The sequence below is a fragment of the Pseudomonas sp. IT-P395 genome (assembly GCF_949767675.1).
Taxonomy (GTDB): domain Bacteria; phylum Pseudomonadota; class Gammaproteobacteria; order Pseudomonadales; family Pseudomonadaceae; genus Aquipseudomonas.
Map to the genome: position 1 here is coordinate 81,827 of NZ_CATKPW010000008.1, position 14,258 is coordinate 96,084.

The following is a 14,258-nucleotide window of genomic DNA, read 5'->3' on the forward strand; positions in this document are numbered from 1 at the left end:
AGATCGCAGCCTTCGGCAGCTCCTACAGGGGATTGGTGGTGTTCTTTCAGGCGGGGTAACCGGTGATTTTGCGGATGCTCTGGTACAGCGGTTTGAGCTGGCGGTACATGCGCAGGTAGACCTCTTTGTACAGTTGCTCATAGATTTTCCGGGCCTCGGGCTGCGGTGTGAAAACCGCGCCGACCCGGGTCATCGCCGCGATGGCCGTGGGGAAATCCGCATGCAGCCCCAATCCCACCGCACAACAAATCGCCGCGCCCAGACCCGACGCTTCATACACATGCGGACGCTCCGCCGGCAGGCCGAAAATATTCGCCGTGAGCTGCATCGCCGCATCACTCTGCGAACCACCACCGGCCACGCGCAACCGCTTGATCGATACCTTCGAACGCCGCTCGATATTCTCCATACCCTGACGCAACGCATACGCCAGCCCTTCCAGAATCGCCCGGTAAATATGCGCACGGGTGTGCACATCGCCGAAGCCAATCATCGCGCCCTTCGCCTCGACACCCGGCTCGCGAATCCCCGGCGACCAATACGGTTGCAGCATCAAGCCCATTGACCCCGGCGGTACAGCCTCAACCAGTGCATCGAACAACTGCTCCGGCTCGATGCCCTGTTCTTTGGCCTGCTGCATTTCACGCAACCCGAACTCGTTCTTGAACCAGCTGACCATCCAGTAACCACGATAGATCATCACCTCGCAGTTGAACTGATCGGGCACCGCTGACGGGTACGGCGGAATCAACGGGACGATTTCCAGATAGCGCGAGCGGGTGCTGGTGATCGTCGCCGTAGTGCCGTAAGACAGGCACACCGTGCTCGCATCAACCACACCGGCACCGACCACTTCGCAAGCCTTGTCAGCCCCCGCAGCAATCAGCGGCAAGCCTTCGGGAATACCGGTGTGGCGAGCCGCTTCAGCGGTGATGTAGCCAAGGGTTTCACCGGGTTTTTGCAAGCTCGGTAATTGCTCGGGGCGCACCGCCAGTGCCTGCCATTTCCAGTCACTCGGCGCAGCCCATTTCAGCCGTCTGAAATCGAACGGAACATAGCCGACGCAGCAACCCACCGAGTCGACAAAGCGCCCGCACAGGCGATGTGTGAGAAACCCGGACAACAGCAAAAACTTATCCGTCGCCGCCCACACTTCTGGCTGATGCTGAGCGATCCAATTCGCCTCTGCCTGAGCGCGAAAATAATCCACGGTGCCTTGCGCGCCGACCAGTTTGAACAACCAGCCCCACGGTCCTTTGATCCCGCCCTCGACTTCGCTCTGACGCTGATCGAGCCACAGAATCGCCGGGCGCAGCGGTTTGCCCTCGGCATCGACATTGATCACCGTGCCGCGCTGAGTGGTCAGTGACACCCCGGCAATCTGCGAACGATCAATGCCGGTCTGCGCCCACACTTGCTGGCACGCCTCGCCGAGTTTCGCCCAGTAATACTCCGGATCCTGCTCGGCCCAGCCCGGCTGCGTCGAGTAATACGCCTGCAACTCGACCTTGCCTTTGCCGAGCAGATTGCCCTGCAAATCGAAAAGCAGCGCGCGCACGCTCTGGGTGCCGTTGTCGATGGCCAGCAGGTAACGCTTGTTCGGGTGGTTATCCATGGAGCTCTCTTCAAGGGGCATCAAGGCGTGGCATCCGGCAAACCGTGATGGCGTTGCCACAACGCCCGATAACGCTGAATTTCTTGCTGCCAGTGTTCGTCGCTCCAGCCCAGTCGCGGCTGGCAGAGTTGACGCATTGCGGTGAAATAATCTTCACCGCCATGGGGCAGCAGCAGGCCTAGACGCGTGCGGCGCAGCAGCAGATCGTCGAGGTGCAGAACCATTTCAGTCTCACAGGCGAAGGCCAATTCCGCCCACAAGGTGTCCGTGGCGCCGACCGTGGCGTGGCCGATTTCTTTGATTAATTGCGCCAGCCTTGGCAGTTCTCGGCCATGCCTCCCGGCCAGACGTCGCCACTGATGGCTGCTCAACTCAGAAATCGCCAGCACAGGAACAGCGGCAAACACGGGCGCGGCGTCATCGACGAAAGGACGTTCGAGCATCGCCGCGCAGGCCTTGAGCACTTCGATGGCTTGCGGGCGAAACGTGGTGAGTTTGCCGCCGGCCAAGGTCACACAACCGGGCTCCTGCCACAGCACATGCTCGCGGGTTTCGTTCGACGGTTTGTCTTGATGCGCACCTGCGCTGCCCACCACCGGACGCACGCCGGACCAGGTCGACAACACATCCGCCGCGCTCACTTCGGCGCCGGGAAACTGTTGCGTGCAGGCGGCCAGCAGATAGTCGAGTTCTTCGCCGCTGATGCTCGCACTCTGATCCAGATCCTCACGATGATCGAGGTCCGTGGTGCCCACCACCGTCGCGCCTTCCCACGGAAAAACAAACACCGGACGCCGATCGCGCTCATGCAGAAACGTGAACGCCTGCGCCACCGGCAGACGCCAACCCGGTAGCAATAAATGACTGCCGCGTAACGGTCGTAGTTGCCGTGACGCCTCAGTCGGCCGCAAGCGTTCAGCCCACGCGCCAGTCGCCACAGCGAGCACGCCGCAGCGCAATTGCAGGGTAGCACCAGCCTCGCAATCCTCGACCTGAACGCCACACACTCGGCCGTTTTCACGCAGCAGATGTTCGACGCGCACGCCATTGACCACGACCGCACCCTCGGCACGCGCTTCACTCAACACACGCATCACCAGCCGCGCATCATCGGTCAGCGCATCGACAAAACTGGTGCCGCCGAGCAAGTCGTTTTCCCTCACGCCCGGCGCCAGATAACGCAGTTGTTGCGCATCATGAAAACGATGGCTGCGCCGTCCCGCCAAGGCGTCGTAAACGCTCAGCAAGCCACCCAACACCCGAGGCCCGGGAAAGCCGCCGCGATAGTGCGGCATCATGAAGCTCATCGGCTCGACCAACCCCGGCGCTTCGTCGAGCAAGCGCTGACGTTCACGTACCGAATCACGAGTCAGGCGCCACTGGCCCTTGGCGATGTAACGCAAACCGCCATGGACCATTTTCGACGATCGGCTAGAGGTGCCCCAGGCAAAATCACGCTGTTCCAGCAGCAGACAGCGCCAGCCTCGACGCGCGGCTTCACGCAGAATGCCGGCGCCGCTGATACCGCCGCCGATGACGATCAGGTCCCAGGTTTCCTCAGCCAGCGTCGGCAGAATCTGCTGACGCCATGCGGCGTTCCAGTCCGGACTCATCGCCGTCACTCCGGCAGCAGCGTGCCGGGATTGAGGCGCCCGGCCGGATCAAAGTGTTTGCTCAACGCCTGCAGAGTGTCCATCGCCAGCGCACCCTTCTCACGCAACAGGTACGGCGCGTGATCCTTGCCGACGCCGTGCTGGTGACTGATGGTGCCGTGGTTGTCGACGATGGTCTGGCTGGCCGCGTGTTTGAGCGCTTTCCAGCGTGCCAGCGTCGCCGGGTAATCCGCCGCCGGACGAAACACGTAAGTGGTGTAGATGCTCGAACCTTCGCCGTAGACGTGGGACAGGTGGGTGAACACATGGACACGCTCGCCCTCAGCGGCCAAGGCCTCGCGCAGGCTGTTTTCGATAAGGTTGAGCAGGTTGTCGACGTTGCTCCAGTCGGTAGCGGTTTCGAGGGTGTCGACCACATAACCGGCGTTCCACAGGTTCTCGCGCAGGTAGGGGAAACGGAAGCGGTTCTGCGCCCATTTCTTGCCGAGCAAGGTACCGGTGAACACGCCGCCGAACGCCTTCAGATGCTGCCGCGCCTGCGTCAGCGACAATGCGTTTTGCCGGCGATTGCCGGTGACGCCGAAGGTCAGCAGGCATTTGCCCTCTGCCGCCCCCCTTAGCTTCAGGTACTTTTCCAGCCAGGCGATTTGTTGCGGATGACCGGCCAGCGCCAGTTGCGTTTCGGTTTCCACGGCGTTGGATAAACGCAGCATCGACAGCGGCACACGCGCCTGAGCCAATTGGCGGATGGCTTGCAGGGCCTTGGTCCAACTGGGTAAAAACACCCCGTAGAAACGCTCATCTGCAGGCAAAGCACTGACCCGCACTTTGACCTCGGAAATAATCCCGAAACGGCCCTCGCAACCGAGCACTACTTCGCGCAGATCTGGCCCGGCGGCAGAGGCCGGAAACGTCGGAATTTCCAGAGGCCCGGCGAAGGTTTCCAACGTCCCGCCCGCAAATAACTGCTCAATCCGGCCATAGCGCAACGACTGCTGACCGCTCGAACGGCTGGCCACCCAACCGCCCAGCGTCGACAACTCCCAAGACTGCGGAAAATGCCCCAGGGTGTAGCCCCGCGCCCGCAGCTGACTTTCCACCTGCGGCCCGCTCGCACCGGGGCCGAACGTCGCCAGCAGGCTCTGTTCATCGAGGTCGATAAGGCGATTCATCCGCGCCAGCGACACCGTCACCACTGGCCGCGCCGAATCCGGCGGATTGATGTGGCCGGCCACCGATGTGCCGCCGCCATAGGGGATCAGGCACAAGTCCTGTTCGTGAGCGAGCGCCAGCAATTGGCGGATGTGCTCGGCGGTCTCGGGGAACGCCACCGCATCGGGATAATTGCCCAGCGCACCTTCACGCAACGCCAGCCAGTCCGGCAGGCTCTGGCCTCGTGCATGCAGCAAGCGGTCATTGGCATCGACGCTGTACAAGGTATGTGCTTGCAATCGCGATGCAGGCACGCGCGCCAAAGCAGCCTCAAGCGAAGCATCGGGCAGCGCGCGCCCCTCGCCCAGTCGTTCATGAAGAAACTCCGCTCCCTGGCCCGGCAGTTCGACCACCGTGCTTGCATCTCCCCAGCCGTTCCAGCGTCGCATGCGTGTGTCCTTCTAACCGTCGGATCAGTGATATTTCAGGCCTCCATACTAGCCAGCGGCCGCAAAGTGTCACGGTCGCATCCGGCCAGTTCGTGTAGCCAATTGAGTCAAACGTCGCGCAAGCGTCAGCCATTTACTTTAGTCGGGGTTTCAAATTACCTTTCAGGCCTTCATCCGCCCACGCGTCATCGATCAAAGGAAGGGATCATGCAATCGCTTGGCTTCACCTCGGTACCGCCGCTGCTCAAATACCTGCGCCATGCCGAACAGCTGGGCATGGCCATCGAGCCGGCGTTGGCGGCGGCGGGTTTGCAGGCGCAGCAGTTGAGCGACAACACCCTGCGTTTGCCCGGTGAAGCGCATGAACGCTTGCTGGATTATTTTTGCGAACACTCGGGCGATCCGCTGTTCGGGCTTAACGCGGCGAATTTCGTCCTGCCCAATTCGTGGAGCGTGCTCGGTTACATCACCATGAACTGCGCGACGCTCGGTGATGCGATGAGCCGGATCATGCCGTTCGAGAAACTGGTGGGGGACATGGGCGTCAGTCGCGCCGAGATGCTGGATGGCCACGTGCATCTGATCTGGACCTGCCGTTATCAGCGACCACGGATCCGTCGACATCTGGTGGAAAACGTTCTCGGTTCGTGGCTGCACTATGCGCGCTGGATCGCCGATACGCAGATGTCGCCGGCCGGGGTCTGGCTGGAACATTCATGCCCGGCGGAGGCGACACCGGCGCAGTACGAAGCGTTTTTCGATTGCCCTGTGTTGTTCGATCAGCCGTATTCGGCGCTGGTCGTGCCGCTGGCGTATTTGCAGTTGCCGTTGCGCCAAGCGGATGCGCAGTTGCTGCGGACGCTGGAAGAACATGCGTTGGGGTTGATGGCGACGCTTGAGGATGCGTCGCTCGAACAGCAAGTGAAAAACATACTGCGGCAGTTGCTCAAGGAGGGTTTGCCGCGCAAGGAACAGGTCGCCGAACAGCTCGCTGTTTCCGTGCGGACGTTGCAGCGGCAATTGCATCAGGCGGGGACGTCGTATCAGCAGATTCTCGATGATTTGCGTCAGGAGCTGGCTGAGCATTATTTGCTCAACAGCACGCTGCCGATTCAGGACATTGCGCAGTATCTGGGGTTTACCGAACCGAGGTCGTTTCATCGCACGTTCAAGAGTCGGCGAGGGATGCCGCCGGGGGAGTTTCGGCAGATGCATCGCGGGTGAATGTTCCTGCCTCTTCGCGAGCAGGCTCGCTCCCACACTTGATCTCGGCTGCTCACAAATTCGATGTTCACCGCGGACCCAATGTGGGAGCGAGCCTGCTCGCGAATGCGCCAGTTGCCGCACCCAATTCCTACAGGTAAATCCTCGATACTTGAGCGCAATAAACATCCCGCACCACAGGTGTTTAAAGACACTCAGCGTTACGCGAAACAGCCCACAAATCCTTGCGCCGCTGCCTACGCCTGCGCCAGAATCCGCCGGCTTGTGCGCCCTGAGCATGCTGCGTAACTTGATTGCGTCACTGATTCCCAGTGATCGAGCTTAGCGGCTCGGCTACATTCGCTCCCCGCTGCACGAGTATCATCCAGTCAGGTATTTGCCTGCGCTTAATGGTAGCTGTGCGCATGGCACCTTCGGGTGCGCCGGGGTGGGATGCGACCGGTCCGCTAACTTGCGCACAGCTGCCTCCCTTTTGCTTAGCGGCGAAATGGATGCGGCTTTAAAAGGTACGCTCCCATGTTCAAAGTAACGCCAAACCCGCCGGTCACTGACCCGGCCTCCCCCTACGAATCCGCCGATTCGAAGAAATTCCACGAAGCCGCCGAGCGCGCGCTCGACCATTATCTCGCCCCACCCACCGCGCAGATCATGGCCACGCCTTACCAACCCAACCGCCTCTACATGGCCAACCCGGCATCCGCGACTGAACCCTTGCTGGTCGACGCCTGCGAAACACTGGGTTCTGCCTCGGTGATGCTCAACGACTTCGCCGCCGTGCTCGAAGGTTCGCACCGCAAGACCCTGCAAGGCATCGCGCAAGTGGTGATGGTGGCGGAAATGGCCGTCAATCAGGTGCTCGATAAGTTCGTGCCGACCGAGTAACGAAAAAGCCCGCGACCCAAACTGTGATGGTTAGGTGGCGGGCTCCTTTTTTCGGTGGGCCATTTTCCCCTCACCCCAGCCCTCTCCCAAAGGGAGAGGGGGCCGACCGAGGTGTCTGGCGCTATACATCGACCTGAATGACCGAGTCGATTATGGATTCGACCGAGCAGGTTCAGGTCGGTGTATCTCTCAAGCATCCCCGGATCGGTCCCCTCTCCCTCCGGGAGAGGGCTAGGGTGAGGGGCTGTTCAGTTCAGAGACAGATCGCGTTGGTAAACACCAGCCGATTACCAAACGGATCAACGATCGTCATGTCCTGACTCCCCCACGGCATCGCCTGAATGCCCGGGTGCGAAAACTTGTAATCCTTGGCCACCAACTGCTGCTGAAACGCCTCCAGCTCATCCGTCTCGATGCGCAGCGCCGAACCCGGGCACGCATCGCCATGATGCTCGGACAAATGCAACACACACTCGCCGCGCGACACCTGCAGATACAACGGAAAATTCGCCTCGAAGCGATGCTGCCAGTCGATCTTGAAACCGAGGAAGTCGACGTAAAACTCGACAGCTTTGGCTTCATCGAAGATCCGCAGGATCGGGGTGGTTTTGCCGAAGCTCATGGGGTGCTCCCTGACTGATTGGCCCCACAGTGTAGACGGGGTGGATGTCAGCAATTCGGCCTGTTGATGGCTTTCTTTAGTCGCAATGTGCCACCACCGTGACGCAGTCCGCGAAACCTCAGTGAAAGTTGTCGCGCAGATCACCGTGGCGAGCGAGAAACCGCCCTTCCCTGCGACCATTCGCCTGTCCGTTGCGATAACTCAAAACACCGTTGATCCAAACGCCGTCGATGCCCTGCGCGGCCCGTTGCGGCTCATTGAAATCCGCGACATCACGCACCGTCGCCGGATCGAACAACACCAGATCCGCCCAATACCCTTCACGAATCTCACCGCGTTCCTTCAAACCAAATCGCGCCGCCGACAGACCGGTCATCTTGTGTACGGCGGTGTGCAGCGGAAACAGCCCGATATCACGACTGAAATGTCCGAGAACCCGTGGGAAAGCACCCCACAGGCGCGGATGCGGGAACGGGTCTTCCGGCAGTCCGTCAGACCCGACCATCGACAACGGATGAGCGAGGATTCTTCGTACATCCGCCTCGTCCATCCCGTAATACACCGCACCCGCCGGTTGCAGGCGTTTCGCGGCATCAAGCAACGGCAGATTCCATTCGGCAGCGATGTCGATCAGGTCTCGGCCGCTGACTTCCGGGTGCGGCGTCGACCAGGTGATTGTGATGCGATGCGCATCGGTGACCTGCTTCAAATCCAGTGTCGATGAACTCGCCGCGTACGGATAACAATCGCAGCCGACCGGATGAGTTTTGGCGGCCTCTTCCAATGACGCGAGCAGTTGCGGACTGCGCCCCCAGTTACCAACGCCGGCACATTTGAGGTGGGAAATGATCACTGGCGATTTCGCATGTCGACCGATCCGAAACGCCTCGTCCATCGCCTCTAGAACCGGGGCAAATTCGCTGCGTAAATGCGTGGTGTACACCGCGCCGAATGCCGTCAGCTCTTCGGTCAGTTGCATCACTTCATCGGTGGAAGCGTTGTAGGCGCTGGCGTACGCCAGACCTGTGGATAAACCCAACGCACCGTGCTCAAGGCTTTCGCGTAACTGCTCACGCATCGCAGCGATTTCTTCTGGCGTCGCGGTGCGGAACAAGTCATCGAGATGATTGCTGCGCAGCGCCGTATGGCCGATCAGTGCCGCCACGTTCAGAGTGGTATTGGCCGCTTCGACCGCCGCGCGGTAGTCGCTGAAGCGTGGATAAACGAATGCCGCCGCCGTGCCGAGCAGGTTCATCGGGTCCGGCGGATTGCCCTTCAATGTCACGGGCGAAGCGCTGATCCCGCAGTTGCCGACAATCACCGTGGTCACGCCCTGGCTGAGCTTGGGCAGCATCTCGGGTTGGCGAATGACCACAGTGTCGTCGTGGGTGTGTACATCGATGAAACCCGGCGCCAGCACGCGCCCGGCCGCGTCGATTTCCTCGGTCGCAGTGGCATCGTGCAAGTCGCCGATACGCTCGATGCGGCCATCGCGAATCGCCACGTCCGCGTGGTAGCCGGGCACGTTGCTGCCATCGATGATCAGGGCGTTGCGAATCAAGGTGTCGTACAGCATGTCAGTCTCCCAGCGGCAGGTGATCGTCGCCGCCACGGTATTCGTCGAGGGCGAGTTTGATCCGCCGCAGACGCTCTTGATTGTCTTCAGGATTGGCCAGTGCCAGCTCGGTCGCCAGCACATCGATGGCGAGCAGCATGCCGTAGCGGGCCGCCGTCGGTTTGTAGATGAACGAGGTTTCTGCACCTTGCAGCGGCAGGACGATGTCGGCCAGTTCTGCCAGTGGCGAGTCGGCGCGGGTGATCGCCAGAATGCGCGCGCCGTAGTTGCGCGCCAGCTCGACAGTCTCGAGCAATTCCGGGGTGATGCCGGTCAGCGAACAGACGATAAGCACTTGTTCGGCGTTGAGGCTGGCGGCGGTGACGCGCATCATCACCGCGTCATGACACACCGCAATCGGGTAGCCGAGGCGCACCAGCCGAACCTGCAATTCGTCGCTGCAAAGCGTCGAGCAACCGCCCATGCCGAAGGCGTGAATCATCCGTGCCTGACCGAGCAATTTCACCGCATCGGCGAAGCGTGACTCGTCGAACCCGGCCAGGTGCTGGCGCAGCGTGGTTTCGATATCGCCGACGATCTGCCCGTAAAACGCCGACTGCTCAGGCGTGCCCGCCGGGTCGAGAAATCGGCTGCCGACGCCGCTCGCCTGGGCCAGTTGCAGGCGCAGATCACGCAGGTCGCGGCAGCCCACGGTGCGGGCGAAACGCGACAGCGTGGCGGTGCTGACTTCGGCGCGTTGCGCGAGGTCTTCGAGGCTGGCGCTGGCGGCGAAACCAACGTCATCGAGCATCAAACGGGCGATGCGGCCTTCACCGGCGCTGAAGGAATCCTGGCGGGCGCGGATCTGGTAGAGGATGTCCATGGGCGGCGGGCTCCGGTTACAGCAGATAAGAAAGGCCGACGGTCAGGCCGAATGCGACCAGCGAGATCAACGTCTCGAGCACGGTCCAGGTCTTGAACGTCTGCGCGACCGTCATGTTGAAGTATTCCTTGATCAACCAGAAGCCGCCGTCGTTGACGTGGGAAAAGATAACCGACCCGGCACCTGTCGCCAGCACCAACAGCTCAGGGTGTGGATAACCCAGACCAATGGCCACTGGTGCGACCACGCCGGACGCGGTGGTCATGGCCACGGTCGCGGAACCGGTGGCGACGCGCATTAACGCCGCGAACAGCCAGCCCATGATCAGCGGCGACAGGTGGAATTCATGGGCGAGGCCGACAATCTGATCGGTCACACCGGCATCGACCAGAATGCGGTTCAAGCCACCACCGGCACCGACCAGCAAAGTGATGCTGGCAGTCGGCGCCAGACATTCGTTGGTGAACTTGAGGATCGATTCGCGGTTGAAACCCTGGGCGATACCCAACGTCCAGAAACTCAACAAGGTCGCCAGCAGCAAGGCAATCACCGAGTTGCCGATGAACAACAGGAACTGGTTGAAGCTGCTGCCCGGCGTGGAAATCAGGTTGGCCCAGCCGCCGATCAACATCAACACCACGGGCAACAGTATGGTCGCCATGGTGATGCCAAAACCCGGCAGTTTGTCGCGCGGTTCGCGGTCGAGGAATTGTTTTTCCAGCGGGTTATCCGCCGGCAATTGAATGCGCGGCACGATGAATTTGGCGTACAGCGGCCCGGCAATGATCGCGGTCGGAATGCCGATGGCAATCGCATACAGCAAGGTTTGCCCGACCGACGCCTGATAAGCCTGCACTGCCAACATCGCCGCCGGGTGCGGCGGCACCAGCGCATGCACCACCGACAGGCCGGCGACCATCGGCAAACCGACCATCAGAATCGACACGCCAACGCGCCGCGCCACGGTGAACGCAATCGGCACCAGCAACACAAAACCGACTTCGAAAAACAGCGGCAGCCCGACCAGAAAGGCGATGCAGACCATCGCCCAATGCGCGTTCTTCTCGCCGAACTTGTCAATCAGCGTACGCGCCATCTGCTCGGCGCCGCCGGACTCGGCCATCATCTTGCCGAGCATCGTCCCCAGCGCGACCACTAGCGCAATATGCCCCAGCGTCTTGCCCACCCCGGCCTCATACGCCCCCACCACACCCGACGGCGGCATCCCCGCGACCAGCGCAAGACCAATGGAAATCAGGGTGATGACGATGAACGGGTTGAGCCGGTAACGGGCAATCAACACGATCAGCGCAATGATGGCGACGGCAGCATAGACCAGCAGCCAATAGCCGAAGGAAGGTGTCATGCGGTACTCCTCGAAAGGGTCACGTTCGAATGGGTTTTGAAACTCATAAATCATTTCGAGATCGAGATTTCAAATTCCATGAAAGTAATTTTCGTGGAGAGGTAAGTCGTGTCGCTAATGAGTATGTTTTGTCGTGATTAATGAAAATCACACCCTGATATTTTCGTCAGCGAAACCTTTTATAAAAAATCAAGCAGACGATTCCAATGCATGTCTGGAAACAAACAACCAGCAAAAACCAGGCAAAGAACAATAAAGCCGAAGCAGAATAATCCTTTCAGAAGTTTACCTACCAACTACTTAGTTCAAATTTTTTCGCCTTACCTGCAATAGAGAAAATTCCTACAATTAGAACTCCCCGCAGTAAGTTATGTTCATTGCCCGAAAGAAACAATATTAACCGGAAAGCCAAACAATGAGCGACATAAAACTTAACAAACTCAAAATACTTACTGCCACTGCAGGCACTGCAAAAACTGCAACCCCTCAGACTTTTGAAATACATGACATAGCTATGGAATCCACTCTCAGCGTGGCTCAACTGTCCAGAGACCAATACAAGCAAATACAAGAAACCCCCGGTAAAAAGCTAAATGCCGAAATAGCTCACGACTACGCCAGCAGTCTTGCCCGGCAAATAACACGGGAGCAAATGGAGCGCCAGCTTCACAAGACAGATAAAAAACGCGATAAGCGCGCTCTAAATGGCGTTGCGCCAATTTATGAAAAACTATTTGAAGAAAATTGGAATAGTTTTTGCGCCCAAAACGATTTAAATGCTATCGACTCGCCAGCAGCTTATCTGCGCGCCCTGTACATTTTTTCTGGCCAGCTTGATTCGGAAGAAAAATACGCGCGCAGAATAAGCGCGATTCGTCCAGATATTGCCACTCAACAGATAGATGCTTCCAGTGTTTTCGAACCACTCCCGGCATTGCAACTCGTCAACAGGGTGCTGGGCGATAAAATAAAAAATCACCCAAAGCACGCCAACGACAAGACGTCTCAGGAGATAATGTCCATACAGTCTAAACCTCTTTTCTTCCCCTACCATCACCCTCATCGACAATGTGTAGTAGCGCTCGCTGCGAAGAACCTTGGATTGGGCGTTCTGGACTATAAATTGCAACATCAATGGCCAAACATGTTTTTTCAGGACGCTGAGAAGGTAAACGTGAAACTGCTTTGCGAAGCTCAGATAAAGATGTCGAATCTGAGCGAAAAGCAAATCAAAATCCTGACGGCCAAGCTCGCGGAATATATCAGTCCAATAGATACGGAGACAGGCACGACACACAGCGTCGTAGATAAATCGGAGATAAAAGAAGGTCGCTATGACCTTAACCTGTTTGCCTCCCAAACCCATTGCTCGCCGTCGGAAATCAAACAATTCATTGATCTTCAAATTACCAGATCATACCCATCAAGCGATAAGCACCTTGTAGTGGACAAAGCACCCGACAGCGAAGAAAAAATCATTTCGCTGACTTACGAAAATCCAGACGCACATATGTTTACTGCCCTTGATCGTGTCCAGCGCATGATACGTTTGCACAGGTGGAGCAACATTTCGCCGGGGGAGCTCGACACTCTGGTCTACAGTGCAATTTCCAGCGATGGCAGTGACACATTTATTCCCAGGTCCACGCTGCGCGCCGTGGGTGTTTATCAATATCTCAATCAACATTATGGGATTGAGGCAGAGGAATTCGCAGCCCTTCTGTACCGCTTACCCACCCATTCGATCAACGGCCGGGATTCTTTGTTTGATCGTGTTTTCCATCGCGATCTCCCGGCAGCCAATTTATTTAAACAAGATGGAGGACTCACTGAAATATCTGCCATCCGCCTTGCCGATGGTATGGATCTTCAAATGACGCAAGAGTCGCGCGACTTGTGCATAAAATTGGCCACAACCCACTTGAAAAGCCTGCATCAAAACTTACAGACCGCTTCATCTCTTTATCGTCAGGCACGCATAGCGCGGCTGTTTGGTTTATCCCCTCTTGAATGCACGGAGTTAGTCAATTTACTGGGGGGCAAAGCATTCGAGCGATTGCTGGTATCAGGAGAATTGAGCAGCAAATGCGAACCCGACATCCTGCATCTGTTGATGGCATTGGACGGGGTGATGACTTGGTTACGATCAGCCGGCCTTACAGTCGCACAACTGTTGCGCATGCTCAAACGCCACTTGCCGTCTGCTCGTGAAACACTTCCCGTGCATGTCGCTGCGATAAGTGCCATGCGAGATACCACCGCTGAAAACGAACAGACCCTTGCTGTGCACCAGTTGCTGCAGGACGTCGCAGGGCTTTCGGTGCAATACGTTCCGTGCGTCATGAAAATGGCCAATACCGCCGAGCAAAAAATATGTGCGGAAATCAAGAAAGGGAAAACCCTGCTGTTACGCGAGTCACTGGCCGCCGCTGAAATCTGCCAGGCATTAAACATAAGCAGCGAAATATTGCTCAACTTGCTGAGCGATAGCTCACTGATAAAACCGGACTGGGGAAGCGCATTTAAATTGCAAGACCTCTATTGTCTCGAACGTTTCGCCAATTACAGCCGGCACGATCCAGGCGCGAGTCACGAGCTTCTCGATTTCCTAAAACTTTCCCGTACCGATAATTCAAAAACAGCCAACGACGCGCTGGCAAATTTTCTTGTTACCAAGCAATCCCTGACCACTCTGACCAAGGAGTTACCCACGGAGAAAGTTGAAAACATGCAGCAACTGGACTGGATCATCCGCCACCTTGAATTATCCAAAAACACGGGGCTTTCGTTGGAAAAACTGCGTGACATCTTGAAGTTGAACAGCGAAAGCTCAATGGATGAATGGCGTACCGTCGCTGCCGAACTTCTCCACAATGCAAATGTTCAAGGGAATTAAC

10 protein-coding genes are annotated in these 14,258 nt (G+C 58.1%); 3 read left to right on the forward strand and 7 right to left on the reverse strand.

Annotated elements, in window-relative coordinates; genetic code table 11:
- Positions 1-46: 46 nt before the first annotated feature.
- Genes ACM6IN_RS07195 through ACM6IN_RS07205 form a run of 3 tightly spaced genes read right to left on the reverse strand, consistent with a single transcriptional unit; the run spans position 47 to position 4,829 of the window.
- The gene (locus ACM6IN_RS07195; RefSeq protein ID WP_414915659.1) at positions 47-1,615 is read right to left on the reverse strand and encodes an FGGY-family carbohydrate kinase; all 1,569 of its coding nucleotides are present in this window, start codon (positions 1,613-1,615) and stop codon (positions 47-49) included.
- 20 nt (positions 1,616-1,635) lie between these two features.
- A complete protein-coding gene (locus ACM6IN_RS07200) occupies positions 1,636-3,228 on the reverse strand; it encodes a glycerol-3-phosphate dehydrogenase/oxidase (protein WP_414915660.1) in 1,593 nt (530 codons plus the stop codon).
- Positions 3,229-3,233: 5 nt separating this feature from the next.
- Positions 3,234-4,829, reverse strand: a complete 1,596-nt coding sequence (locus ACM6IN_RS07205; RefSeq protein WP_414915661.1) for an FAD-binding oxidoreductase — start codon at positions 4,827-4,829, stop codon at positions 3,234-3,236.
- Positions 4,830-5,036: 207 nt separating this feature from the next.
- Between ACM6IN_RS07205 and ACM6IN_RS07210 the strand changes: the two genes are divergently transcribed.
- Entirely contained in the window at positions 5,037-6,053 is a 1,017-nt protein-coding gene (locus ACM6IN_RS07210) for an AraC family transcriptional regulator (protein ID WP_414915662.1), read from the forward strand.
- A gap of 516 nt (positions 6,054-6,569) precedes the next feature.
- A complete protein-coding gene (locus ACM6IN_RS07215) occupies positions 6,570-6,935 on the forward strand; it encodes a DUF6124 family protein (RefSeq protein ID WP_077570959.1) in 366 nt (121 codons plus the stop codon).
- Between the two features lie 253 nt (positions 6,936-7,188).
- Here ACM6IN_RS07215 and ACM6IN_RS07220 read toward each other — a convergent pair whose 3' ends face one another.
- The 4 genes from ACM6IN_RS07220 to ACM6IN_RS07235 form a co-directional block, all read right to left on the reverse strand.
- Positions 7,189-7,557 carry a glyoxalase superfamily protein gene (locus ACM6IN_RS07220; protein WP_007911550.1) on the reverse strand — a complete coding sequence of 123 codons (369 nt, stop codon included), beginning with the start codon at positions 7,555-7,557 and terminating at the stop codon, positions 7,189-7,191.
- 118 nt (positions 7,558-7,675) lie between these two features.
- Entirely contained in the window at positions 7,676-9,133 is a 1,458-nt protein-coding gene (locus tag ACM6IN_RS07225; RefSeq protein ID WP_007911552.1) for an N-acyl-D-amino-acid deacylase family protein, read from the reverse strand.
- Position 9,134: 1 nt separating this feature from the next.
- Positions 9,135-9,995: a MurR/RpiR family transcriptional regulator gene (locus ACM6IN_RS07230; protein ID WP_095191405.1), complete on the reverse strand. Its 861-nt coding sequence runs from the start codon at positions 9,993-9,995 to the stop codon at positions 9,135-9,137.
- Between the two features lie 16 nt (positions 9,996-10,011).
- Positions 10,012-11,361 (reverse strand): GntP family permease, encoded by a 1,350-nt coding sequence (locus ACM6IN_RS07235; protein WP_401394546.1) that lies wholly within the window; start codon positions 11,359-11,361, stop codon positions 10,012-10,014.
- A gap of 415 nt (positions 11,362-11,776) precedes the next feature.
- Between ACM6IN_RS07235 and ACM6IN_RS07240 the strand changes: the two genes are divergently transcribed.
- The gene (locus ACM6IN_RS07240; RefSeq protein ID WP_414915663.1) at positions 11,777-14,257 is read left to right on the forward strand and encodes a Tc toxin subunit A; all 2,481 of its coding nucleotides are present in this window, start codon (positions 11,777-11,779) and stop codon (positions 14,255-14,257) included.
- The last annotated feature ends 1 nt before the right edge of the window (position 14,258 follow it).

Excerpts from the sequence above, each read along its gene's own strand:
- ACM6IN_RS07220 (WP_007911550.1), bottom strand. The coding sequence starts at position 7,557 with ATGAGCTTCGGCAAAACCACCCCGATCCTGCGGATCTTCGATGAAGCC.
- ACM6IN_RS07225 (WP_007911552.1), bottom strand. The coding sequence starts at position 9,133 with ATGCTGTACGACACCTTGATTCGCAACGCCCTGATCATCGATGGCAGC.
- ACM6IN_RS07215 (WP_077570959.1), top strand. The coding sequence starts at position 6,570 with ATGTTCAAAGTAACGCCAAACCCGCCGGTCACTGACCCGGCCTCCCCC.
- ACM6IN_RS07210 (WP_414915662.1), top strand. The coding sequence starts at position 5,037 with ATGCAATCGCTTGGCTTCACCTCGGTACCGCCGCTGCTCAAATACCTG.
- ACM6IN_RS07230 (WP_095191405.1), bottom strand. The coding sequence starts at position 9,995 with ATGGACATCCTCTACCAGATCCGCGCCCGCCAGGATTCCTTCAGCGCC.
- ACM6IN_RS07205 (WP_414915661.1), bottom strand. The coding sequence starts at position 4,829 with ATGCGACGCTGGAACGGCTGGGGAGATGCAAGCACGGTGGTCGAACTG.
- ACM6IN_RS07240 (WP_414915663.1), top strand. The coding sequence starts at position 11,777 with ATGAGCGACATAAAACTTAACAAACTCAAAATACTTACTGCCACTGCA.
- ACM6IN_RS07195 (WP_414915659.1), bottom strand. The coding sequence starts at position 1,615 with ATGGATAACCACCCGAACAAGCGTTACCTGCTGGCCATCGACAACGGC.
- ACM6IN_RS07200 (WP_414915660.1), bottom strand. The coding sequence starts at position 3,228 with ATGAGTCCGGACTGGAACGCCGCATGGCGTCAGCAGATTCTGCCGACG.
- ACM6IN_RS07235 (WP_401394546.1), bottom strand. The coding sequence starts at position 11,361 with ATGACACCTTCCTTCGGCTATTGGCTGCTGGTCTATGCTGCCGTCGCC.